This window comes from Pontibacterium granulatum (assembly GCF_029961155.1).
In the GTDB taxonomy this organism is placed as follows: Bacteria; Pseudomonadota; Gammaproteobacteria; order Pseudomonadales; family Balneatricaceae; genus Pontibacterium; species Pontibacterium granulatum.
This window is the reverse complement of record NZ_JASBRH010000024.1, coordinates 16,992-38,953: the sequence shown is the minus strand read 5'-3', so window position 1 is coordinate 38,953 and position 21,962 is coordinate 16,992. Positions and strand designations below refer to the sequence as shown.

General features: G+C 56.5%; 19 protein-coding genes. 4 read left to right on the top strand and 15 right to left on the bottom strand.

All coding sequences use genetic code 11. The features are described from left to right. Positions 1-81: 81 nt before the first annotated feature. The 4 genes from phoR to QKW35_RS17355 all read right to left on the bottom strand — a co-directional run bounded on the left by phoR (position 82) and on the right by QKW35_RS17355 (position 3,701). On the bottom strand, positions 82-1,410 hold the full coding sequence (gene phoR, locus QKW35_RS17370) for a phosphate regulon sensor histidine kinase PhoR (protein ID WP_282355198.1): 1,329 nt from the start codon (positions 1,408-1,410) through the stop codon (positions 82-84). Positions 1,411-1,419: 9 nt separating this feature from the next. Then, complete coding sequence (gene phoB / locus QKW35_RS17365) at positions 1,420-2,115, bottom strand: phosphate regulon transcriptional regulator PhoB (RefSeq protein WP_282355197.1); 696 nt, start codon at positions 2,113-2,115, stop codon at positions 1,420-1,422. A gap of 131 nt (positions 2,116-2,246) precedes the next feature. Continuing rightward, positions 2,247-3,134, bottom strand: coding sequence for a 4-hydroxybenzoate octaprenyltransferase (gene ubiA, locus QKW35_RS17360; RefSeq protein ID WP_282355236.1), 888 nt, complete (start codon positions 3,132-3,134; stop codon positions 2,247-2,249). Between the two features lie 27 nt (positions 3,135-3,161). Further along, positions 3,162-3,701 carry a chorismate--pyruvate lyase family protein gene (locus QKW35_RS17355; protein ID WP_282355195.1) on the bottom strand — a complete coding sequence of 180 codons (540 nt, stop codon included), beginning with the start codon at positions 3,699-3,701 and terminating at the stop codon, positions 3,162-3,164. A 123-nt stretch (positions 3,702-3,824) separates the two neighbouring features. On the opposite strand from QKW35_RS17355, the gene QKW35_RS17350 reads away from it, so the two are divergent. Beyond that, positions 3,825-4,409 (top strand): DUF1415 domain-containing protein, encoded by a 585-nt coding sequence (locus QKW35_RS17350; RefSeq protein ID WP_282355193.1) that lies wholly within the window; start codon positions 3,825-3,827, stop codon positions 4,407-4,409. A gap of 30 nt (positions 4,410-4,439) precedes the next feature. On the opposite strand, the gene QKW35_RS17345 is transcribed toward QKW35_RS17350, so the two are convergent. From QKW35_RS17345 to QKW35_RS17320, 6 genes are all read right to left on the bottom strand, one after another. Further along, entirely contained in the window at positions 4,440-5,957 is a 1,518-nt protein-coding gene (locus tag QKW35_RS17345; RefSeq protein ID WP_282355190.1) for a diguanylate cyclase, read from the bottom strand. Between the two features lie 112 nt (positions 5,958-6,069). Continuing rightward, entirely contained in the window at positions 6,070-6,807 is a 738-nt protein-coding gene (gene phoU / locus QKW35_RS17340; RefSeq protein ID WP_282355188.1) for a phosphate signaling complex protein PhoU, read from the bottom strand. A gap of 84 nt (positions 6,808-6,891) precedes the next feature. Then, positions 6,892-7,725 carry a phosphate ABC transporter ATP-binding protein PstB gene (gene pstB, locus QKW35_RS17335; protein ID WP_282355187.1) on the bottom strand — a complete coding sequence of 278 codons (834 nt, stop codon included), beginning with the start codon at positions 7,723-7,725 and terminating at the stop codon, positions 6,892-6,894. Positions 7,726-7,762: 37 nt separating this feature from the next. After that, a complete protein-coding gene (gene pstA, locus QKW35_RS17330) occupies positions 7,763-9,451 on the bottom strand; it encodes a phosphate ABC transporter permease PstA (RefSeq protein ID WP_282355185.1) in 1,689 nt (562 codons plus the stop codon). Between the two features lie 26 nt (positions 9,452-9,477). After that, positions 9,478-11,751: an ABC transporter permease subunit gene (locus QKW35_RS17325; protein ID WP_282355183.1), complete on the bottom strand. Its 2,274-nt coding sequence runs from the start codon at positions 11,749-11,751 to the stop codon at positions 9,478-9,480. Positions 11,752-11,913: 162 nt separating this feature from the next. After that, positions 11,914-12,885: a PstS family phosphate ABC transporter substrate-binding protein gene (locus QKW35_RS17320; RefSeq protein WP_282355181.1), complete on the bottom strand. Its 972-nt coding sequence runs from the start codon at positions 12,883-12,885 to the stop codon at positions 11,914-11,916. A gap of 339 nt (positions 12,886-13,224) precedes the next feature. On the opposite strand from QKW35_RS17320, the gene QKW35_RS17315 reads away from it, so the two are divergent. From QKW35_RS17315 to QKW35_RS17305, 3 genes are all read left to right on the top strand, one after another. After that, the gene (locus tag QKW35_RS17315; RefSeq protein WP_282355178.1) at positions 13,225-13,626 is read left to right on the top strand and encodes an acyl-CoA thioesterase; all 402 of its coding nucleotides are present in this window, start codon (positions 13,225-13,227) and stop codon (positions 13,624-13,626) included. 274 nt (positions 13,627-13,900) lie between these two features. Continuing rightward, positions 13,901-14,410, top strand: coding sequence for a hypothetical protein (locus QKW35_RS17310; RefSeq protein WP_282355176.1), 510 nt, complete (start codon positions 13,901-13,903; stop codon positions 14,408-14,410). A 220-nt stretch (positions 14,411-14,630) separates the two neighbouring features. Next, positions 14,631-15,545 carry a LysR substrate-binding domain-containing protein gene (locus tag QKW35_RS17305; RefSeq protein ID WP_282355174.1) on the top strand — a complete coding sequence of 305 codons (915 nt, stop codon included), beginning with the start codon at positions 14,631-14,633 and terminating at the stop codon, positions 15,543-15,545. A 210-nt stretch (positions 15,546-15,755) separates the two neighbouring features. Here the strand turns inward: QKW35_RS17305 and QKW35_RS17300 are convergent, their stop codons facing one another. The 5 genes from QKW35_RS17300 to QKW35_RS17280 form a co-directional block, all read right to left on the bottom strand. Then, a complete protein-coding gene (locus QKW35_RS17300; protein ID WP_282355173.1) occupies positions 15,756-16,412 on the bottom strand; it encodes an HAD family hydrolase in 657 nt (218 codons plus the stop codon). A 53-nt stretch (positions 16,413-16,465) separates the two neighbouring features. Next, positions 16,466-18,502 carry a dipeptide ABC transporter ATP-binding protein gene (locus QKW35_RS17295; protein ID WP_282355172.1) on the bottom strand — a complete coding sequence of 679 codons (2,037 nt, stop codon included), beginning with the start codon at positions 18,500-18,502 and terminating at the stop codon, positions 16,466-16,468. An 18-nt stretch (positions 18,503-18,520) separates the two neighbouring features. Then, a complete protein-coding gene (locus QKW35_RS17290; protein WP_282355171.1) occupies positions 18,521-19,414 on the bottom strand; it encodes an ABC transporter permease in 894 nt (297 codons plus the stop codon). 16 nt (positions 19,415-19,430) lie between these two features. Next, positions 19,431-20,378: an ABC transporter permease gene (locus QKW35_RS17285; protein WP_282355170.1), complete on the bottom strand. Its 948-nt coding sequence runs from the start codon at positions 20,376-20,378 to the stop codon at positions 19,431-19,433. Positions 20,379-20,450: 72 nt separating this feature from the next. Next, a complete protein-coding gene (locus QKW35_RS17280; RefSeq protein WP_282355169.1) occupies positions 20,451-21,926 on the bottom strand; it encodes an ABC transporter substrate-binding protein in 1,476 nt (491 codons plus the stop codon). Between the last annotated feature and the right edge of the window lie 36 nt (positions 21,927-21,962).

Sequence of the window (21,962 nt, the reverse complement as noted above, 5' to 3'; positions counted from 1 at the left end):
TATTCAGGACGGGACGGACTTAACTAAAAAGGCGCCCATCTGGAGCGCCTTTTTTATTTGTCTGGAGAATCGGCTTGGGGCTCAGCCCGCATCCTGCAAATCATCGTCCTCACTCACTGATACCAGCATCAGGTGGTCCAGTGGGAAGTGACAGGTGAAGGTACTGCCTTCGCCTTTCTTGCTCTTGATCGTCAGGTGGCCACCGTGACGGGACAGAACGTGCTTCACAATCGCCAGACCCAGGCCGGTGCCACCGCTTTCGGAGGAACGGCTTTCGTCCACGCGGTAGAAACGTTCGGTCAGACGGGAGATATGGATCGCATCGATACCGATGCCGTTGTCCGTTACCGAGAAGTGACCGCCTTCCTGATCCACCCACCAACGGATGCTGATCCTGCCGTTTTCGCGGGTATAACGCACAGCGTTGTACACCAGGTTGGAGAAGGCACTGTGCAGCTCAACTTCCTGACCCAGCAGGTCGTGCTGTGGGTCCAGGTCCAGCTCAAATTCATGACCTTTGCCGCGTGCCAGCTCGGTGGCGGCGTCGTGGATGTTCTGGATCAGGCTCTGGATCTGTACCGGATGCTCATCGGTGACCTGACGGGTCGCTTCTAGACGGGAGAGCAGCAACAGGTCGGAAACCAGGTTCTGCATACGACGCGCCTGCTGCTGCATCTGGGTCATACCCCGATGGAGCGGACGTGGCAGCTCCTGATCCAGGAAGGTTTCCAGGTACCCCAGAATTACGGTCAACGGCGTGCGCAGCTCGTGGGAGGCGTTGGCTACAAAGTCCTGTCGGGTCTGTTCAAGACGCAGCATCTGTGTGATATCGCGCGCAACCAGCAGGCGGTCCCCTTTACCAAAACGGGTAATCTGGTACTGTAGCTCGATCTCGTGGTTGACCGGTGAAGGCAGCTGCAGCGGTTCCTCGTAGCTGTCCCGCTTGTAGTAGCGGATAAAGCGCGGATCACGCAGTAAGTTAATGACTGGCTTGCCGCGGTCAGTGGTGGTTTTGAAGCCCAGCAGGCGCTCGGCAGAGCGGTTCCACCACTCCAGGTTATTCTGGTCATTAATGATTACCACCGCGTCATGCAGTGCTGCGGAGGACTGCTGGAAGCGTTTGATCACACTGCGCAGGAATGCTTCGCGGGAGGCGGTGCGCTTCTGCTGACGGGAAAAATCATCAAACAGATCACCCCAGTGACCGGTGCACTCAGGCGGTTCGGCATCTGATTTGTCGCGGTGTAACCACTCATTCAGGCGGCTAAACTGTTTCACCTGTAGCAGAGACCAGGTCAACAAACCGGCAGATAGGAGTTCTGCCGGATAACCAAACACAAACCCCACAAACAACCCAATTCCGGCAAACAGAAACAGGTTACTTAGCATTGAGTGGCGGTTGTGCTGCATGTTATACCCTCAGGCTACATTGGCAGAGAAGCGGTAGCCGGTGCCGCGTACGGTTTGTACCAAGTAGTCGTGACGTTCACCCAGCGCTTTGCGCAGGCGACGAATGTGTACGTCCACTGTACGTTCCTCAACATAAACGTTACCACCCCACACCATATCCAGTAGCTGGCCACGGGAGTATGCACGGTCTTGGTGGGTCATGAAGAACTGTAACAGACGGAATTCGGTCGGACCAAGTTCTATTGGAGCGCCTTCCGCCGTCACACGGTGAGAGATCGGATCCAGGGTCAGGCCATCAACAGACACCGGCTCTTCAACACCTTTTGGTGTGGTGCGGCGCAATACTGCTTTCAGGCGGGCAACCAGCTCACGCGGTGAGAATGGCTTGGTGATAAAATCATCGGCGCCGGACTCAAGACCTTTGATCTTATTTTCCTCTTCGCCTTTGGCGGTCAGCATGATGATCGGCATGTCGGCGGTCAGTTCATCCTTGCGCAGTCGGCGGGCGAAGTCGACACCGCTGGTACCTGGCATCATCCAGTCGAGCAGCACCATATCCGGTTTGCTATCTACGATCAGTGCATGTGCCTGATTGGCGTTTTCTGCTTCAAGACACTCGTAACCGGCCATTTCCAGTGCGACCGCAATCATTTCGCGAATCGGTGCTTCGTCGTCAACGATCAGCACCTTTTTCGTAGAAGACATGACGTCTGCCTCTTTTGGGGTTAATAAAAGACGGCATTATTACAAGACAATATTGTTACACTAATATGACGCGCACGCCATTTCCTTAATGCAGGTGCGCATTCGGTGGAAATCCAGTCAGATCAGAGGGGTTACGTACTCAGATAGTGCGCCAGGATACCGGCAAAGACCAGCAAACCCACATAATGGTTGTTGAGGAAGGCGCTGAAACACAGTTCACGCTCGCGGTTACGCACCTGGTACTGTTGGCGGATGAACAGGATCGCCGCGCCCACCAGGCCCAAGTAATACCAGACCGACAGCTGTAGATGCAGACCCAGCCCGACCAGCAGGGTGAGGGTGAGGATCTTGAGGATGGAAACGACCAGCTTATCGGCATTGCCAAACAGGATAGCGGTGGATTTCACCCCGATCTTCAGGTCGTCGTCACGGTCAACCATCGCGTAAAGGGTGTCGTAGGCTATAGTCCAGAGCAGGGTGGCGCCATACAGCAGCCAGGCATACCAAGGCACGGTGCCGGTCACGGCGCTGAAGGCCATCGGTACCGCCCAGGCAAACGCTGCACCCAGCACAATTTGTGGCAGGTGGGTGTAACGCTTCATAAAGGGGTACACGGCGGTCAGGGCGACGGCGCCAAACGACAGCAAGATGGTCTGCCAGTTGGTGAACAGTACCAGTACGAAGGCCAGTATCATAAAACCGGCAAACAGCAGTACCGCTTCCTTGGGTGAAACGCGGCCGCTGGGGATCGGTCTGTGCTGGGTGCGCTTAACGTGGCCATCTACCTTGCGGTCGGCAAAGTCGTTGATGGCACAACCGGCGGAACGGGTCAGGAATGCGCCCGCGATAAAGATAAACAACAGTTTCAGATTCGGCACACCTTCTGCGGCGATCCACAGTGCCCACAGCGCCGGCCACATCACCAGGTAGGTGCCGATCGGCTTATCCATCCGCATCAGTTGCACGTACGCGGTCAGCTTCTCTTTTAGGGTAAGGGTCTGATGGGCCTGTGACTGCATCTTCACTGTTTCTCTAACTCGATGCCGTTATTTTAACTGCTGCAGGGCCGGCAGAAAAACCTCGCACACCAGCAGCGGTTTCTCTGACAGGTAGAACAGTGAGCGGCGGGCCCAGACATCGGTGCGTTTGTCCTGCAGGCGCAGGCGGCTGAACTGCAATGGGCTGCGGCGCATGGTGGGGTCGGAGAACAGCATGGAACCCAGCGAGCGGTTCCCCAGCAGCTTCAGGGTTCGCTGCCGTCCGGTCAGTGTAGTCGCCGGAATGATGGTACGGGCATACACCAGGGGTTCGCCTTTAACAACCAGCTGGACTTCGCGCACCAGTGCTTTTTCCCGGGTGCCCATACGCAGCGCCTTAGCTTCGGAGCGGGTCGGAGTCTGCCAGCCCTGACGCACCACCTTAACCTCGAAGTCGCCTTCGCTCAGCGCCACCAGACGCTTGGTGAGGGAGCCGGCATCGGTCAACCAATTGCGCCAGATGTGCGGCGTCTGGGTGACACTAGGGCGGCGCAGGGAGGTCCAGCGGGTGTCGAAGTTCGGTTCGGTGAGGGCGCGGGCAATGGGCACGGGTCTGTTTCCTTCAAAAACTGCGCGTATGTTATCACCGCCGGACCGCAAAAGTCTGCTGTACGTCAACACTCTGGTGATCCGGCCTTTGCCTGTTCGGGGCCTTCAGGTAGCATCGCCGCTATGAATACCACACACTCACTCAAATACTCTCCAGAGAATGCCGCAGCCCTCACCCAAGCATGGGTGGATGCGATGGTGGTTGGCATGAACCTCTGTCCGTTTGCCGCCCCCGTTGTGAAACAGGCGACCATCCATTACGCCATTGAGATGGGTGACAAAGATGAAGCGGTGATACAGGCTTTTCTGGCGGAGCTGGATCGGATTCAGGCGAGTGAGGAGGATGAACTGGCCACCACGTTGCTGGTGACGCCAAATGCCCTGCCGGACTTTGAGCAGTATCTGGATATGCTGGATATTCTGCAGGGATTGCTGGACCGTTCCGGGCTGGGCGGCGTCTTTCAGCTGGCCAGTTTCCACCCCAACTACCAGTTTGCCGGTGTCGAGGCGGATGACATCACCAACTGGACCAACCGTTCCCCGTTCCCGTCCTTCCATCTGATCCGTGAGGGGATGATGAGCCGTGTGCTGATGAACTACGGTGATCCCGATGAGATCCCGGAGCGCAATATGGCGTTGATGCGGGAGCTGGGACGGGACGGCCTGATCGCACGTTTCCCGCCATTTGCAGACTATATCCGGAACTAACGAGTCCCGAATTCAATCACCTCTTTTGAGTTATTCGGCGACGCAGTTGCGACCGTGGCGTTTCGCGCGGTAGAGGGCTTCGTCGGCCAGCTGGATCAGTGCGCGTGGGTTGTTGTTGTCCGCCGGATTAAGGCTGGCGAGCCCCAGGCTGATGGTAACGTGGTGACCCGCCGATGAGCGGGCGTGCTCGATGGTCAGGTTTTCCACCGTTTTGCGGATCTTCTCCGCCAGCACCTTGGCTCCCTCTGCACTGGTTTCCGGCAATAACACCACAAACTCTTCGCCGCCAAAGCGGCATACCATATCCTGGGCGCGTTGAACGCTCTCGGTAATGGCGGTCGCCACGTGCTGTAAACAGCCGTCACCGGTGAGGTGGCCGTAGTGGTCGTTGTAGTCCTTAAAGTGGTCCACATCGAGCATGATGAGGCTCAGCGGCTGTTTGGACCGCTGGCCGCGTAACCACTCCACTTCCAGACTACGTTCGAACTCGCGTCGGTTGTAGATCTGGGTCAGGCCGTCGATACGGGCGGCACGCTCCAGCAGGTCGTGGCTGCGCTTCAGCATCAGCAGGGTGCGGATACGGGCCTGGAGGATGCCGTTGGCGCGGTCCTTGATCAGATAGTCGGCGGCGCCGGTCTCGTATACCTTGATCTCTTCCGTATCGCTGAGCGGATCACCCACCAGGGCGACCGGGGTGTGGCTTTCGGCGGCCTGGTGCACGAGCTCGGTGGTGTCTTCCAGCATCGACTGAAAATGGTTGATGCTGTTGAGCAGAATCAGATCCGGGGATTCGCCCGGCTGGTTCAGCATCTTGCGCAGCTCCTGTACGGAGGCCGGCAGGAGGATGTTGTAGTTGTCACGTACAGCGGCGATCACGTTCCAGATCGACTGCACACCGTCGTGGCCATAGAAAGCGATGGTTTGTCGGTCGCGGCCGTGGCACTGGTCGAAGCTGCCGATCGGTCCGGCAGGCTGCTCACCGCCGAAGAAGGCGCTGATATGTTCCTGGCTTGGCAGACCCCGCAGGGTACGTACTTCATCCTCGCCGCTGCTGGTCAGCACCGGGATACGCAGGTTGTAGCTGCCGCGCTCCCACTGGTGTTGCCAGTTATGCAGACAGTGCTCGTGCGGTTCTTCGATAGACAGTTCACCCGGCAGGCCGGCAGCCACGATGCAGTCGTAGATCACGGCGGTGGAACTGATGTCCTTCCCTTCAATCCAGAGGGCGCGGTACAGGTTGACCAGCAGCTGGCGGGCCTTGTCCGCGTCGATGTCACGGGCGGCAATCACACAGAGGTTGGCGAAGCGGCTGTCACTGCGCACGGGCGGCAGGGCAACCTGTACCTGTGGGGCGCGGCTGCGCACGGTGAAAACTTCGCTGGCCAGTTCAGCCTGACTTTCGGGGGTGGTGTTGAAGACGCTGGTGTCGGGGGCGTGTTCGATCAACCGCCAGTCGACCTGGTCCAGCAGATTCAGCGCGTGTAGTTGCTCCTGCAGCGCGTAGCAGAAAGGGCAGTTAAGATCGGCGTAAACCACGTATCGCAGCATGTTGATTCCCGAAGTCAGCTGGGCTTTAGGGCAACGTTACCACAAGTGGGAGAGGGCATGAAACGTGCGTTTACTTGATCTTTAACCAGGTAAACGCACGTCGGAGAGGGGCTTATTCAGCAGGGGAGTCGTCGCCCTGTTGCACTGCTGCTTTCATGGTTTTCAGGGAGGCGTGACGTACGTCGGTACCACTTACCAGGTACACCAGATGCTCCGCCATGTTGCAGGCATGGTCACCGATACGCTCCAGGCTACGCAGGACCCAGATCACATTCAGGCTGCTGGAGATCGCACGTGGATCTTCCATCATGTAGGTGATCAGGGAGCGCATCGCGGTACGGTACTCCTGGTCAACCGCTTTGTCCTGTTTAGCAACACGGTATGCCAGCTCAGTATCGCTGCGCGCGAATGCGGTCAGAACATCTTTAACCATGTCGCGTACCAGCGTACCTATGTGACGGACTTCCTGGTAACCGCGCTGGGAATTGCCATCTTCTGCCAGGTCAATGGCGTGGCGGCAGATGCGGCTCGCTTCGTCACCGATACGCTCCAGGTCAGAAGTCGCCTTGGAAATCGCAGTGATCAGGCGCAGGTCGCTGGCAGCAGGCTGGCGGCGGGCGATGATTGTGGTGCACTGCTCGTCGATCATCAGCTCCATTTCATTGGTCTGCTGGTCGGTACGACGAGACTTTTCAGCCAGGTCAGCATCGCCGTTCAGCAATGCTTCAACAGCATCGTGAACCTGGCGCTCAACGATGCCACCCATGGTCAGCAGCTGAGTACGAATCTGTTCCAACTCTTCGTTAAACTGCTGAGAGATATGGGTTGAGTAATTATCTTCAAAATTCACGTCTGAACTCTCCGTAATAAGGAGTGAATCTGTAATAGACGATAGGGGATGATAGACCATCCCCCAGGAATATCACGTTGGACCTTAACCGTAACGACCGGTGATGTAGTCTTCGGTCTGTTTCTTGCTCGGGTTGGTAAACAGTGTATCTGTTACACCAAACTCGATCAGGTCACCCATGTACATGAAGGCGGTGTAGTCGGATACACGTGCTGCCTGCTGCATGTTGTGGGTTACGATCACGATGGTGAAGTCTTTCTTCAGCTCGTGGATCAGCTCTTCGATCTTCAGCGTGGAGATCGGGTCCAGTGCGGATGCCGGTTCGTCCAGCAGCAGTACTTCAGGTTTTACTGCGATGGTACGGGCAATAACCAGACGCTGCTGCTGACCACCGGACATACCCAGTGCACTTTCGTGCAGACGGTCTTTCACTTCATCCCACAGTGCCGCAGAGCGCAGAGCCCATTCTACGGTGTCGTCGATCACACGCTTTTTCTTGATGCCCTGGATACGCAGACCGTAGGCAACGTTTTCGTAAATCGATTTCGGGAACGGGTTTGGCTTCTGGAACACCATACCGACACGGCGACGCAGCTCGGCTACGTCGACGCTGCGGTCGTAGATGTTCTGGTCGTCCATCAGGATCTGGCCGGTGATGTTACAGCTATCCACCAGGTCGTTCATACGGTTGAAGCAACGCAGCAGGGTAGACTTACCGCAACCGGATGGCCCGATGAACGCCGTTACGCGGTTCTTCGGGATCGTCATGTCGATACCGTGCAGGGCTTCCTTCTCACCGTAGGAAAGACGCAGGTCCTTCACTTGCAGTGTGCAGGTTTCGTCTTCCAGTCGCAGAATACGGTTATCTCGCTGCATGGCAGAAATATCAATGGCGTGGGTTTTTGCTTCGCTAGTCATGGCTTAAAACCTTTCTAATAAATTCCGCTATCCAGCGTTACATTTCAAGTGCTTTGTACTTTTCACGCAGGTGGTTACGAATTGCAATCGCAGACATGTTCAACAGGGCGATTACGATAACCAGCAACAGCGCGGTTGCGTATACCAGCGGACGGGCCGCTTCAACGTTCGGGCTTTGGAAACCTACGTCGTAGATGTGGAAGCCCAGATGCATAAATTTCTGATCCAGGTGCAGGTACGGGTAGTTGCCATCCAGCGGCAAGCTTGGCGCCAGCTTCACGACACCGACCAGCATCAGCGGTGCGACCTCACCCGCAGCACGGGCAATCGCCAGGATTACACCGGTCATCATTGCCGGGGATGCCATCGGCAGTACCACCTTCCACAGCGTTTCCGCTTTGGTTGCGCCCAGTGCCAGGGAACCTTCACGTACTGCACGTGGGATACGGGACAGGCCTTCCTCGGTCGCCACGATAACCACCGGCACGGTCAGCAGTGCCAGGGTCAGGGATGCCCACATCAGGCCAGGCGTACCGAAGGTTGGCGCGGGTTTAGCTTCCGGGAAGAAGGCGTCATCGATGTGACCACCCAGGAAGTAAACGAAGAAGCCCAGACCAAATACACCGTATACGATGGAAGGTACACCTGCCAGGTTGTTTACCGCGATACGGATCAGACGGGTCACAAAACCCTGCTTGGCATATTCACGCAGGTAAACTGCGGCAACCACGCCAAACGGGGTAACCATCACGGACATCAGGATTACCATCATCACGGTACCGAAGATAGCCGGGAAGATACCCCCTTCGGTGTTCGCTTCACGCGGTTCGTCGGACATGAATTCCCAGATCTTCGCGAAGTAGTGTACAACCTTCTCGGTGATGCTCATGTTGTTCGGCAGGAATGCACGTACAACTTTGGACACACCAATCTCCAGGGTTTTACCGCCTGCTGTTTCAGCGGTGAAAGAGTCGCGGTTGAACTGGGTGTACAGGTCCAGCAGTTGTTTCTGCAGGACTTCGTACTCGGCATCCAGCTCTTTGCGACGCTGATCGATCTCCGCGTAGCGGGACTGGTCAGTTACTTCTTTCAGCTGCAGGGAACGCTCTTTCAGACGCAGACGCTCCAGCTCGTAGTTGATTGCGCCGATCTCGTGTTTCTCGATCTCAACAATCTCGTCGTGCAGCTCAAGCGCGCGATCGATGCTTTCCTGGAAGCGGTTCCAGAGTTGCATGTACTCGGCGTTTTTCTCGTAGCCGTCGTAGCTTGCTACAACCTGACCGTTTTCCTTCAGGCTGCGCAGGTAACCGTAGAAGTTACCCCATTCGCGACGTTCTGCCGCAAACATCATCTCAGGCTGGCTACGGTTTTCCAGAAACTCATCCAGCACCCAGATGAAGTCGGAGCCGCCTACATCGCGGTTGCCGATCTTCAGCAGGTCACGCTGCATGAATTCAGCGCCTTCTGGTACCGCGACACCACTGTCGCGCAGCTGGGCGGCCGGTACATTTTCGGAGTCGACCAGCTCACCCGCCAGACGGATGGTGTTGCCGTTTTCGACCAGGTCTGCCTGGTAGACATTCGCCGGCCAGAAGTGACCCAGACCGCGCACTGCAATCAGGGACAGCAGGCCAACAACCATGATCATACAGATCGCGACGGCACCAGCGTTCAACCATACCCACGGCTCGCCGGATTTGGTCCATTCTTTTAATGAAACTCGCATCGGTTTTATTCCTCAATCAAGCCGTGTTACAGAGAGCCATACTTCTTACGAAGGTGCTGACGAATCGTCTCTGCCAGGGTGTTCACCATGAAGGTAAACAGGAAGAGTACGAAAGCTGCCAGGAACAGAATACGGTAGTGGGTACTGCCCACCTCGGATTCCGGCATCTCGACCGCGATATTCGCCGCCAGAGTACGCATACCTTCGAAGATGTTGATATCCATGATCGGGGTGTTACCCGTCGCCATCAGTACGATCATGGTTTCACCTACCGCACGGCCCATACCGATCATCACCGCAGAGAAGATACCCGGGCTGGCCGTTGGCATTACCACACGTACCAGGGTCTGCCACGGGGTTGCGCCCAGCGCCAGGGAACCGTAGCTCAGGTGCTTAGGTACGGCGAAGATCGCATCCTCGGTGATGGAGAAGATGGTCGGGATTACTGCAAAGCCCATCGCGATTCCCACCACCAGAGCGTTACGCTGGTCATAGGCGATGCCCAGGTCGTCGGTTACCCACTGACGCATATCGCCAGCAAACAGTACCGCTTCCACGCCCGGCGCAATCCACAGACCCAACAGGGTGGTCAGGATCACAACAGGGATCAGCATCACGGTGTCCCAACCTTCCGGGATCATGTAACGGACGTGTTTAGGTGCACGTGCCCAGGCGAATGCAAACGCCAGGATACCAAGCGGAATTAGCAACAGGCAGACGAAGATACCGGCCAGGTTGGTCTCCATGAATGGAGCCAGCCAGAGGCCTGCCAGGAAGCCCAGGATTACTGTTGGCAGCGCTTCCATCAACTCGATGAACGGCTTCACCTTACGGCGCAGCGCCGGCACCATGAAGTACGCAGTGTAGATCGCACCGCAGATCGCCAGCGGGGTCGCCAGCAGCATAGCGTAGAAGGCTGCTTTCAGGGTGCCGAATGCCAGTGGCATCAGGCTGTATTTGGGTTCAAAGTCGTTGGTAGACGCAGAGGACTGCCAGGTGAATTCCGGCTCCTGGTAACCTTCGTACCAAACCTTACCCCACAGGGCATCCCAGGACACTTCCGGGTGCTCGTTGTTGATCAGCCAGAACGCCAGCGTGTTGTCTTTCTCAACCAACAGCGCGTTGGAACGTGGCGACAGGGCGATAGAATCGGCTTGCCCCTGAGCAACCTGCTCAACCAGAACGTTGCGGTTCGCAGTGGAGTTGTACAGACGCAGAGTGCCTTCGCTGTCTACGGTCGCGAAGCCCTTGCGGCGGTGCTCCATGGACATTGCGTTAACCGGTTTGGAGCCGCTTTCAAATTCGCGGATCTTGGTCAGGCGCCATACGTTGTTATCATCACGTACCAGGAACCACTGGCTGATGTTGCCCTTGTCGTCCGCAACCATCAGGGAGTTGCCGCCCAGCAGCAGCTGGAAGCTTGTGATGTTGCCGGAGGAGGCTTCCAGAACCTGAGTGGTTTCGGTGTCGGCGGACGCCAGATCCATCACGGCCAGCTTATTGTTGTTACCGGAGATCAGCAACCAGCGACGATCCGGCATCAGCAGCAGCTTCTTAACCGGCATGTTCAGCTGTGGCAGCATCTCAGTGTCGATGCTGGTTTCCACTTCGCCGGTCAGGAAATTCTCTTCAAATGACAGGTTGGCTACGGCAAGTCCCTGCTCGGTTTTGGCAATAATGCTCCAGGCCTCTTCGCCACCGTTCAGCGCCAGCTCGGTGATGGCACTGTCGGTGACCGCCAGTGGCGCTTCACCAAATGGGTATTCGATGAACGGGGTAATAACACGCGTGCCATTCGGGTAGGTCGCTTTGTAGCTATGCTTGATCGCCAGTACTTCACCGGTGCTCAGGCCTGCCGCAAAGATGTGGCTGGCATCGGATGCCAGGGCAAAGCTGGTGATCTCAGCGCCGGCGGGAACCGGGATGCTGGACTGCTGCAACACGTCGCCACTGCGGGTATCAAAGAAGATGATCTCTCCCTGATCCGTGACACGCAGACCGATTTCAGCCTGCTCTTCCATGGTTAAATAAACGGTTTTTCCGCGCCCTGGTGCTTCGTAGGGTGCTGCAGCCTTACCGTTTACCTGCCAAGGCTTAATCTCGGCAGAGTGGAACAGCGGAGCTACTTCATACAGCAGGTAAAAGAAGATCAGCAGGATAGCGATGATGACACTGATACCGCCGAAGGCGATACCTACAGAGGCCGACTTGTCTTTAAAGGCGCGGAACTTGCGCAGACGTTTGGCCGCTGGTGTGTCGAAATCGAGTTCAGTGGCTAGGTTTGTGTTATCAATGCTCATGGCACAAAGGTCCTGAGAGGTCCTGAAATTAGCGTCGGGCGTACAATAAGGCAATTTTGTTACGCTTATGTTACAGAGACGTCACTAACGCAAATGGGGGGATCCTTTCGGACCCCCCCTGATTCATTGAGACCCTACGATCTCGTCAGATTTTCTGCGGGCTTACAGGCCCAGAGCAGACATCTGTTTTTCAACCAGCTTAGCTGGCAGTGGGATGTAGCCGTCTTTCACAACAACTTCCTGGCCCACTTTAGACATAACCATCTTCAGGAACTCACGCTCCAGTGGAGACAGAGGCTGACCTGGCTTCTTGTTCACGTATACGTACAGGGAACGAGCCAGTGGGTAAGAACCGTTCAGAGAGTTCTCTGGGTTAGCTTCTACGAACTTCTGACCAGGCTTCTTAGCCAGTGGTACTGCACGTACGGAAGAAGTTTTGTAACCGATACCGGAGTAACCGATGCCGTTCAGGGAAGTAGAAACAGACTGTACAACGGAAGCAGAACCAGGCTGCTCGTTTACGTTGTTCTTGTAGTCGCCTTTACACAGAGCTTTCTTCTTGAAGTAACCGTAAGTACCGGATACGGAGTTACGACCGAAGATCTGGATAGACTTAGAAGCCAGGGAACCTTCTACGCCAGCACCACCCCAAGAAGTGATGTCTTCAGCGCCGCCACACTTACGGGTGGAGGAGAAGATTGCGTCAACCTGAGGGATAGTCAGGCCTTTAACTGGGTTGTCTTTGTGTACGTATACAGCCAGTGCGTCGATTGCTACAGCAACTGGAGTTGGCTTGTAACCGAACTTCTTCTCGAACGCTTCGATCTCTTTGTCTTTCATCTTACGAGACATAGGACCCAGGTTAGAAGTACCTTCGGTCAGCGCTGGAGGAGCAGTAGAAGAACCGGCAGCCTGAATCTGGATGTTAACGTTAGGGTAGTTACGCTTGAACTCTTCAGCCCACAGAGTCATCAGGTTCGCCAGAGTGTCGGAACCTACGGAAGACAGGTTACCGGATACACCGGAAGCTTTCTGGTAAACAGGCAGGTTTTTGTCCAGCAGGTCTGCAGCGTTTGCAGTCATGCAGGTTGCAGAGATAGCAACAGCTGCAAACAGCTTCTTCATTGGTTTCATCTTTATCTCCAGAGAGAGAAGTTTTTGGTTTGAAGTAATAATATGGGGCCTACTATAGAAGTGCTTTGTGACAGAGTTGTGACAGCGGCGCATCCAATTTTTGGCTTGTGTAAAAAGAACTGATCCTACGCACCGTTGTGGCGGTATATAATCGGTAGACTTAAGTTGTAACCGAATGATACCGTTGCAGCACAATCAATATCCGGACTCAGTAAAGTCGCGGGTCTTGCTGTCTATATAGAAAGCTCTTCTGTTAGAGCGGTAAAATGCTGTGTACCGGACATGTTTAACGCCGGTGCTGACGAATCCTATAAATGTAGTTTGAGTGGAAACTGCACCATGGTAGATAAAAAAGAAGATCAGATTCTGTCACCGGAAGGTCAGTTGACCCTGACCCTGCCTGCAGATCCCCAGGCCACCAACATGTTTGGTGATGTATATGGCGGCTGGGTGGCTTCCCAAATCGTGCTGGCGGCCGAAATTAAGGCGGCTGAGGTAACCAGTGGCCGTGTTGCCACAGTGTCAGTCGGCAACATGGAGTTTATGTCACCGGTTCTGGTGGGCACTGTACTCTCCTTTTATACCCGCGTGCTGGAATCCGGCCGCAGCTCTTTGCGCATTCGCGTTGAGGTTTGGGGGCGTTGCCCGGATGGTAGCGACCTGCGTAAGGTGACCGAAGCCGAATGTGTGCAGGTTGCGATCGACGGCCACGGGCACATCCGTGCCATCAACTTCGGCTAAGCGTCTATGCGTTGGGGATAACCTGGCAAGGGTGTCCCCAATGGCCATCTCTGCGTTTTGACGCACCTCTCCTTTGTATCCGTGCAAACAGCATCTGTACGCCCCCTTAATCTGCTACTTGAATATGATATGGTAAGGTGAATACCGGGGTTGTTTGATGCTGGTCACTCCCGGTGAGGTCAACGGATTGCGGATATACCCTTCAGCACCTAGACTGTTTGGCACCCTGTGAGGTCAGGACGACCTGCCGGAAGATTCAATAGGAGACTTCGTCTTGAGTACTACGAAGAAAACAGCGTTTGAGGCAGAACTGAATACCTTACCTCTTCTGGAATATCAGCAGTCCCAGAAGCTGGTGCAGTGTTTCACTTCAAACGGCGAAGGGGAGCAGCGGATGCGACTCGTGGAGATGGAAAACTTCCGTCTCTGGGAATACATGATGACCACCAAGCATGGGCTTGAGATTCTCGATCCGGAACCCTGTTTATGGATTCATCAGGGTGACTTCGATCGCAAGCAGGATATTTTCAGCCATGCGCCAAGCGTGCGTGCGGTAAACCGGGTGGTGCTGAGTATCTACGATGACGCTTATGGTTTCAGTCATTTTGTGAACCGCTTCGTGTGCGCAGAAGATACCGACCAGCTGATTGATATCCTGAAAGGCCATATGCAGGGCAGACTCAACAATGGGGACGAATGCGAAGTGGTGGTGGTTGAAGGATACTGCATACAGCGCTGGCAGCATGAAAGCCTGCCGCCGTTGATGGTGGGATTGTCCTGCTAAGATCGCAGATTCAGACAAGAAGCCCTGGTGTAAACCGGGGCTTTTTTACTTCTGGCGATTGGGGCTGCTGCAGTATTTCTGTCATCTTGCTCTGTTATAAGAAGACAGCTTTTTTATGAGGCTGGATGTGGGCTCTTGCGGCGAACGCCTGTAACGCTATCCTGCCGGCATCCAGCCTGTCCCTGCGCAGTCTTCATCCAGATAGTATCGAAGTGTCCCCATGAAAAATAACCGCAAACCCCTGCCACCGCTTAAAGCACTGAAAGCATTTGAGGCCGCTGCGCGCCTGCGCAGTCTGACCCGTGCGGCGGAGGAACTGCATGTGACTCAGGGGGCGGTGAGCCAGCAGGTCAAACTGCTGGAGGAGTACCTGGATACACAGCTGCTGATTCGCAAACCGCGCAACCTGGAGCTGACCGATGCGGCGCGTGCTTACCTGCCGGTGCTGACCGATGCGTTTAATAACCTGCTGGCCAGTACCAACGAGCTGTTTGGGACCGATCACCGCGCGTTGTTGACGATTAAGTGCGGTACCAGTTTTATGCAGCAGTGGTTGGTGCCGCGTTTAAGCGACTTTTATGCCAAGCATCCGGGTATCCGCATCCGTTTGATGTCCTCTGTCTGGCCGTCGCAGAACGAGGTGGAGGAAGCGGATGTTGAGATCTCCAACGGTTTTGGCGACTGGACCGGCATGCAGGTGGAGCGCCTGACGCGGGAAAACCTGATCGTAGTGGGTAGCCCGGCGTTCCTGGAACGCTACGAGATCAACGACGATGCGATGAAGATCCTGCAGCTGCCGCTGATCAGCATTATCGGTGATCGTGAAAACTGGCAGCAATGGTTCCGCAAGCAGAACCTGAGCAACCTGATGCCGATGCCGGTATTGGAGTGTGATACCAGCACCTCGGCGTTTGATGCGGCCTGCAATGGCATTGGTTTGTTGCTGGCACGCAGCTTCAACCTGAAACCGATGATGGATCGCGGCCTCCTGGTGCAGGCACACTCCTATACCCTGAAGGCGTCCGGCGCCCACTACCTGGTGCTGCCCAACAAACCGCCATCACCCAAAGTGATTGCGTTCCGAGACTGGCTGCAGGCTACCCTGGAAAGCGAAGAGCAGTATATCCGGATGTAACCTGACGAATGTGACTGCCTATAAATAGAAAAGGGCGAGATCCGGTGGATCTCACCCTTTGGTGCCTGGAATTTGGTGAGGTGGTTCACACTGGACCGTGTAGGGCAGTCCTTCAGACTGCCGGCAGCGTGAACGCTGCCCTACAAATACGCCAATAACAAAAACTGTAGGCATTCCCACGCAGAGCATGGAACGAGATTTAGCAGCCCCTTAAAAGTGCCACTCGACCTGGCGCCAGTTGCGTTCGCTGGCCACGGCACGCAGGTGCGGATCGGCGCTGACCGCGACCGGGTTGCAAACCAGCTCCAGCAGTGGCAGGTCGTTGCGGGAATCGCTGTAGAACCAGCTATCTGCAAGTGCCTCCTGCTCCTGCTCCAACCACTCCTGAAGGCGGATAATCTTGCCCTCCTGGTAACTGATCACGCCGTCCGGACGGCCGGTGATCACGCCGTCGTCCAGTTCGATCTCAACACCGATGGCATCGTTGATGCCCAGGCGTTTGGCGATCGGTTTTACCAGAAAGGCGGTGGAGGCGGATATCACCAGGCAGCGGTCACCGTTGGCCTGGTGTTCGCGGATGTTGTCCAGTGCGGCCGGGCGCACATGGGGCATGACGTAGTCACTGATAAAGCTGTCGATCTCTGCGCATACTGCATCGAGCGACTGGCCGATATGGGGGCCCAGTTGCATCAGTAGGTAGTCGCACATATCCAGCTTGCCCTGTTTGTAGAGGGCATCGAGGCGGGCTTCTTCCTGCAGCAGGGTGTCGCGGCAGGCGTGGCCGCGATCGCCGATAAACTGCAGCCAGAGTCTGGATGCATCCTCGTTCAACAGGGTGTCGTCCAGATCGTAAATAACCAGTGCCATGGGTCTTCCTTCGTCAGAGTCTCAAATCATAAAACGGTGTGTTGTTGTACAACTCAGGCGTTGGCGAACCTGATCAGTTGCGCCTCTTCGTCACCCCGTTCCAGCTCGCGCAGTGTGTAATGGCAGCGGATGCGGTTGTTGCCGTCTTCCTGCCACGGTGGTGTCCACTCGTTACACATACGGGTCGCCATCGGACAGCGGCGTTGATAGGCGCAACCCTGTGCCGGTGGGTGCTGTTCGGAGGCATCGTCACCGGACAGCTGGGGCACATGATCCGGATCGGGTTCCAGTACTGCATTCAGCAGCGCCTGGGTATACGGGTGGTGGTAGCCGTTGAATACCTCATCTACCGGGCCGACCTGACAGAGACGGCCCTGATACAAGACCGCCACCTGATCGGCAATCGCTTTGACCACCGCCAGGTCGTGGGCGATAAACAGGTAGGTCACCCCTTTGTCCTGCTGCAGATCCTTGAGTAGTTTCAGTACTGCGGCCTGCACGGAGACGTCCAGCGCCGAGGTCACCTCGTCACAGAGGATCAGCTCCGGATCACCGGCAAAACAGCGGGCGATCGCCACACGCTGCTTTTCACCGCCGGAGAGCTGGCCCGGCATGCGGTCCAGGTAGTGCGGCGCCAGGCGCACCAGATCCAGCAGTTCGGCGGCGCGTTGGCGACAGGCCTGGGCGTCCAGTCCGTAGTAAAGCTTGAGTGGCTGCTGCAGGATCTGCGCCACGGTATGACGTGGGTTTAGAGAGGCGTCCGGGTTCTGGAAGATCATCTGCACGCGACGTTTAAGCTGGCTGTCACGTTTTTCCACCGGCTCGTTCAAATTCTCCTTGAGCAGCTTGATCTTGCCCTGTCGGGGCGGCTGGATACCGCTGATGGCGCGCATGATGGTGGACTTGCCGCTGCCGGATTCACCCACCAGGGCCAGAGTCTCGCCACGCTTCAGCAGTAGATCAATATCATCCACGGTCGCCACCGGTGGTTCGGTGCCGCGCAGCTGCGCCCATAAGCCCGGCTTGTGGTAGCTGATCTGCAGCTTCTGGATATCCAGTAGGGTTTCGTCGGTGCTGCGGGTTACCGGCTTGAGTACGGTAACGTTGTTGCCAGTTTCTGGCAGCTCGTCCGCCAGATGGCAACGTACCTGATGGCTGTCGTGTGCAATTACCGGGGCATTTTCCGCCACACAGTGATCTTTGGCATGTTTGCAACGTGGAGCAAAGGCACAGCCCTGCTTAACAGACCCTACTTTGGGCGGGTAACCCGGCAATGACGGCGGCAGGCCGGTCTGATCCAGGCGTGGGATCGAACCCAGCAGGCCGCGGGTATACGGGTGGGCCGGGGTGCGCAGCACGTCGGCACAGGTGCCCAGCTCGATAATCTCACCGGCATACATTACGGCGATGCGGTCGCTGATACGGGCGACGGCGCCCAAGTCATGGCTGACGAAGACCATGGTCATGCCCAGCTCAGCACGCAGGTTACCCAGCAGTTCCAGAATGTGTGCCTGGGTGGTCACGTCCAGACCGGTGGTTGGTTCGTCCAGTACCAGCAGGTCCGGGCTGCCCGCCAACGCCATGGCGATCGCTACACGCTGCTGCTGACCGCCGGAGAGCTGGTGTGGATAGCGGTTCAGCATCGCTTGCGGTGCGGGCAGGCGTACCTGCTTGAGCAGCTCGATAGCACGTTGCTGCCACTGGCTGCGGGGCACATCGGAGTGCAGTTGCAGCGCTTCGAACAGCTGAGTGCGGATCTTCATGGTCGGGGTCAGCGACTGGCCGGCGTTCTGTGGGATCAGGCCGATCAGGCCACCGCGCAGTTTTCCCAGCTTTTTCTCTGATTTTTCAAACAAGTTGTCGCCGTGGTAGCGGATCTCACCATTCTGTACCTGGGAGCCGCTGCGCAGAAATGCCATCATCGCCAGTGCCAGGGTGCTTTTACCACAGCCGGATTCACCCACCAGGCCGATCGCTTCCCCTTTTTTGATCTGCAGGGACACGTTACGCAGCACACTCACCAACTGGCTGTTGGCAGCGGTGTAACCGAGGGAGAAATCTTTTACTTCGAGAATCATCTTACTTGTCATTCTGTGTGTCCTCCCCAATTAAACCGGTGCCTTGGCACGGTCCAGACCGATCGCTTTGGCAAACGAGTCCGCGGTCAGGTTGATGCTGATGATCAGGGTTGAAAGTGCCAGGGCCGGGAACATTACCGCCCACGGAGCGATGGAGATCATGCCGCGGGTGTCGGCGATCATCAGGCCCCAGTCCGGGGTGGGTGGTACAACGCCAAAACCCAAAAAGGAGAGGGAGCTGAACGCCAGCAGCATCCAGGCCCAGCGCATCGCGGCTTCAACCAGTAGGGCATCCAGTACGTTGGGCAGTAGCTCTTTTACCACGATGGTGAGGCGGGATTCGCCACGGGTTTTGGCGGCCACGATGAAGTCGCGTGGCACATATTCCAGGGTGGCGCCACGTACCACGCGGATCACCGCGATGCCGTAGAAGAAACCCAGAGTCAGGATCAGGGTCCAGCTCTGCTGTCCGGTGAGAGCGATGATCAGCAGCAGGAACAGCAACCAAGGAATGGCTAATAAAGCGTCAACGATACGCATCAACCACTCATCGACTTTGCCGCCGACAAACCCCAGGGTGATTCCGGCCAGGCCACCCCAGACAATGGCCAGCAGGGTGCCCAGCAGGGTCACCATGATCGCTTCACGGCCGCCCATCAGGGTGCGGCTGAACAGGTCGCGGCCCATGTTGTCGGTACCGAACCAGTATTCGGCGCTCGGTGCCTGCAGCATGATGTAGCCGTTCTGCAGGGTCCAATCGTAGGGTGCGATATACGGTGCCAGCACGGCAATGATCAGGTGGGCGCAGAGCACAAACAGGCCGACCATACCGGCCGGAGAGCGGCGCATATTTTTCCACACCTGTTTCCAGCGGGACTGTGTCTGCACCTCTGGCAGCGTGGTGTTCGCGGTAATTGCAGTCATCGTGGTTCTCCTCTGCTTATCGCGCGCTGCGCAGACGTGGGTTAAGCGCCAGGGACGAGAGGTCCGCCAGCAGGTTGCAGGCCACATACACCGCCGCCAGAATCAGGGCGATCGCCTGCACCAGCGGCAGGTCGCGGTCGTAAATCGCGCGGATCATCAGGGTGCCGATGCCCGGGTAGTTGAACACCTGCTCGATAATCACCACGCCGCCCAGCAACCAGGCAATGGTCAGGGCGATAATGTTGATCGCCGGCAACATGGCGCTTGGCAGTGCATGCAGGAACACGATGCGCCAGTAAGGTACACCTTTAAGGCGCGCCATCTGCACGAAGTCACCGGCCATCACATCGATCATGGCGCTGCGTATCATGCGCAGGATATGCGCCATCATCACCAGTGCCAGGGTGATCATCGGCAGAATGATGTTAGGAATCAGTTGCTCCAGTGGGGCGTTGTGGCGCACGGTGGTAACTGCCGGGAACCACTGCAGCTGGATGGCAAAAACGTAGATCAACACCGTGGCGGTGACGAATTCGGGGATGGTCATGGCGAAGATGGAACTGCCCGATATCACCATATCGGGGGTGCGGTCACGCCGCAGGGCGGCCAGCACACCGAGAAATATCGCCAGGGGAATGCCAATGAGCGCGGCGCCCAAGCCCAATACTGCGGTGTTACGCATCCGAGTGGAGACCAGGTCATTGATCGGCTTGTCCCGTTTCAGGGACGTGCCCAAATCACCCTGCAATACACCCTTGCCCCAGTCGGCAAAGCGTTGCAGTGCGGGTTGATCCAGATTGCGGGCCTGTCGGCAGTTGTCCAGACGGATGCCCTGAGCATCACGCCCAAGGTATGCGGTACAGACGTCGCCAGGCAGTGCTTCGGTGACACCAAACACCAGTACACAGACAGTGAACAGGGTGAATACTGCCAGGCCAAGTCGTTGCAGAATCAGTTTAAACATAGCTACTCGATCAAAATGAAAATGCCCGTGACCGACGGTATAGCTCGATCACGGGCAGGGTTAAGGCGGGTCTTAGTTCACGTCGACCTTGTTCCAGCGGATAGAGAAGATTTCAACCGGATCCAGGCCTGTTACCGCGCTACGCAGTACACGAGTCTGGTTCAGATGGTAAGGGATCATTGCACCGCCTTCTTCCCACAGGGTGTTCTGCAGGTTGGCGTACAGGCCTTTACGTTTTTCGAAGTTCAGTTCGCTGCGTGCAGCGTCCAGGGCGGAGTCGAACTTCGCATTTTTGAAGAAGGTTTCGTTCCACGCAGCGGTAGAGCGGAACGCTTCGTTCAGAACCTGGTCAGCCGGACGCTGAGACCAACGGGTCGCTACCACCGGGTGCTTCATCCATACGTCGCTCCAGTAACCGTCAGACGGCACCATGTTCAGCTTGATGTTGATGCCTGCTTTCTTCGCCTGCTGCTGGTACACCTCGATCATGCGGATCCATTCCGGCTCGTTGTCTGCAGCGCTGATCTCTACATCGATACCGTTTTCGAAACCGGCTTCTTTCAGCAGACGTTTGGCTTCGTCGATGCTCTGGTCACAGTTGATCTCGGTGCGGTACTGGTCGCCTGACCATACCGGGTGGTCACAGGTCACGGTGCCTGCACCTTCGCCGGATACCAGCTTCATCATCTCTTCGCGGTCAACGGCCAGACGCAGCGCTTTGCGTACCTTGGCGTTGTCGTATGGCGCAGTGTCGGTACGGAACACCAGGGCGCGCCACTCTCCGGTCGCGATGCTCTGGATCTTGAACTGTGGATTGTTGGTGAACAGACGCTTCTGCTGGGACAGGACGCTGTCTTCAAAGTCGATCTGGCCCGCCATCAGGGCCTGTACACGCGCCTGGGAGTCAGGGATACCGATGATCTCCATAGCATCCGCCGCAGGTGCGCCTTCCCAGTAGTTCGGGTTGGCTTTCAGTACGGTGGTTCCTTCCGCGTCCAGCTCTTCCAGCATGAACGGGCCGGAACCGATACCGGTTTTGGCGATGGTGTTGCCGCTGTTTTCCGGGATCATACGGACACGGTAGTCCATCAGCAGCAGCGGCAGGTCCGCGTGTGGGGCAGACAGCTTGATCTCAACCTTGTGGTCGTTGATCACGTCTACCTTCTCGATTACACCCAGTACGGCCGCGACCGGAGAGTCGATCGCAGGGTCTTTGATACGCTCCAGGGTGTATTTCACGTCGGCTGCCGTCAGGTCGGAACCGTCATGGAATTTAACGCCTTTACGCAGTTCAAACGTCCAGGTTTTCGCATCGGCAGATGCAGACCACTGGGTGGCGATGTCCGGGCTTGGCTGACCGTTTGCGTCCTGACGTACCAGGCGGCTGTACAGCATCTGGTTGGCGTAGAAGAAACGGCTTGGGGAGATCGGGTCCAGGGATTCGGCACCGGCGTAACCTACGTCGTGGGCCAGACGGAAAGTACCGGCAGCAGCTGCAGTACTGATCAGGGAGGTCGCTACGACCAGGGAGGTCATCAGGTGTTTCATTGTGGTCTCCTGTAACTTCAAGAGTCTGTCTAAATT

What these genes read in the sequence shown, in the direction of transcription:
- phoR (WP_282355198.1), bottom strand. Translation starts at nt 1,410, where the DNA reads ATGCAGCACAACCGCCACTCAATGCTAAGTAACCTGTTTCTGTTTGCC.
- phoB (WP_282355197.1), bottom strand. Translation starts at nt 2,115, where the DNA reads ATGTCTTCTACGAAAAAGGTGCTGATCGTTGACGACGAAGCACCGATT.
- ubiA (WP_282355236.1), bottom strand. Translation starts at nt 3,134, where the DNA reads ATGCAGTCACAGGCCCATCAGACCCTTACCCTAAAAGAGAAGCTGACC.
- QKW35_RS17350 (WP_282355193.1), top strand. Translation starts at nt 3,825, where the DNA reads ATGAATACCACACACTCACTCAAATACTCTCCAGAGAATGCCGCAGCC.
- QKW35_RS17345 (WP_282355190.1), bottom strand. Translation starts at nt 5,957, where the DNA reads ATGCTGCGATACGTGGTTTACGCCGATCTTAACTGCCCTTTCTGCTAC.
- pstB (WP_282355187.1), bottom strand. Translation starts at nt 7,725, where the DNA reads ATGACTAGCGAAGCAAAAACCCACGCCATTGATATTTCTGCCATGCAG.
- pstA (WP_282355185.1), bottom strand. Translation starts at nt 9,451, where the DNA reads ATGCGAGTTTCATTAAAAGAATGGACCAAATCCGGCGAGCCGTGGGTA.
- QKW35_RS17325 (WP_282355183.1), bottom strand. Translation starts at nt 11,751, where the DNA reads ATGAGCATTGATAACACAAACCTAGCCACTGAACTCGATTTCGACACA.
- QKW35_RS17320 (WP_282355181.1), bottom strand. Translation starts at nt 12,885, where the DNA reads ATGAAACCAATGAAGAAGCTGTTTGCAGCTGTTGCTATCTCTGCAACC.
- QKW35_RS17315 (WP_282355178.1), top strand. Translation starts at nt 13,225, where the DNA reads ATGGTAGATAAAAAAGAAGATCAGATTCTGTCACCGGAAGGTCAGTTG.
- QKW35_RS17305 (WP_282355174.1), top strand. Translation starts at nt 14,631, where the DNA reads ATGAAAAATAACCGCAAACCCCTGCCACCGCTTAAAGCACTGAAAGCA.
- QKW35_RS17300 (WP_282355173.1), bottom strand. Translation starts at nt 16,412, where the DNA reads ATGGCACTGGTTATTTACGATCTGGACGACACCCTGTTGAACGAGGAT.
- QKW35_RS17295 (WP_282355172.1), bottom strand. Translation starts at nt 18,502, where the DNA reads ATGACAAGTAAGATGATTCTCGAAGTAAAAGATTTCTCCCTCGGTTAC.
- QKW35_RS17290 (WP_282355171.1), bottom strand. Translation starts at nt 19,414, where the DNA reads ATGACTGCAATTACCGCGAACACCACGCTGCCAGAGGTGCAGACACAG.
- QKW35_RS17285 (WP_282355170.1), bottom strand. Translation starts at nt 20,378, where the DNA reads ATGTTTAAACTGATTCTGCAACGACTTGGCCTGGCAGTATTCACCCTG.
- QKW35_RS17280 (WP_282355169.1), bottom strand. Translation starts at nt 21,926, where the DNA reads ATGAAACACCTGATGACCTCCCTGGTCGTAGCGACCTCCCTGATCAGT.